The organism is Mycoplasma sp. 4463 (assembly GCF_048381515.1).
Lineage (GTDB): Bacteria > Bacillota_I > Bacilli_A > Mycoplasmatales > Metamycoplasmataceae > Mycoplasmopsis.
Genome location: NZ_JBLWID010000044.1, coordinates 1 through 1,014, shown reverse-complemented (window position 1 = coordinate 1,014; position 1,014 = coordinate 1). Strand labels below are relative to the sequence as shown.

Annotated in this window: 1 protein-coding gene; it reads left to right on the top strand. The window is 23.7% G+C overall.

The window, feature by feature from the left end:
• Positions 1 to 442: 442 nt before the first annotated feature.
• Positions 443 to 802 (top strand): hypothetical protein, encoded by a 360-nt coding sequence (locus tag ACNF36_RS03000; protein WP_418303679.1) that lies wholly within the window; start codon positions 443 to 445, stop codon positions 800 to 802.
• Positions 803 to 1,014: the final 212 nt, after the last annotated feature.

Genomic DNA, 1,014 nt, shown 5'->3' with positions numbered 1-1,014 from the left:
GTATAGTATTTACTCAACTCATCAAGCTTATCGCTTGATGTTTTTTGTTTCAAAATTTATGTAAATTACAACTAAATGTGTAAATTTTTCACACTAAATTGCAGTTTTTTATGTTTTTCTTTCCATTTTTTTTTTTTTTTTTAGAATAAGGGTTAGAAAGGGCGAAATTATTTAGTTCATAAGACCAAAAAATACACAAGAATATAACATTCCATTCTCCACAATTCAATTATTCATTTTGTTTAGATTTAAAAAAACTGATTTTAATTAAACTCACATCTAATTAATTAATCTATCAATTATTAATTATTAAAGTTAATCTCAACTAATTGAATATAAATATTTTTCTAAGTTTCACAAGTAATCAATTGAGCTAAAATAATTTCATTCTTTCTAAATGTTAATATTTAAATTTAAAAATTACACAAAAGGATTAAAAAATATGCAAAAGAAATTTTTATCAGTACCTATATTAGTATTATCAATTTTATTTCAAATTTTAATCTTTGTTGAAATCGTATTAGCTGTATCAGCATTAGTAGCCGGATTTACAGCAGCTAATGCTGGTGCTGGTGTTAATGAAGCATCCACTGTTGGATTTGTTGGTGCCGGTGTAGGTGTGATTATTGTTTCACTTTTAATGAGCGCAATTTGATTACCTTTATTTATTATCCAAATCATTGCTACTGTTAGAATTAAGGATGAAAATAAAACAATTATGGCTTTATATATCGTTGGATTTTTCGTCCCAATTTTTACTTTAATTGCAGCAAGTATGGCTATTCACAAAAAATTATACTAATATTAAATTTATAAAATCAAATAGAAAAATAGAGAATAATACAAAAGTTCTCTATTTTTTAATCTAACTGTTTTCGAAGTTAGAAAATCCACAATTAAAACCTAAGAAATTGATTCAAATTGCTGTAATTTATTGCAGAAAATGTAAATTTTCACATTTTTTCACATTAAATCAAAGTTTTTCAACTTTTTCTTTAAGTTTTTTTTTTTTTT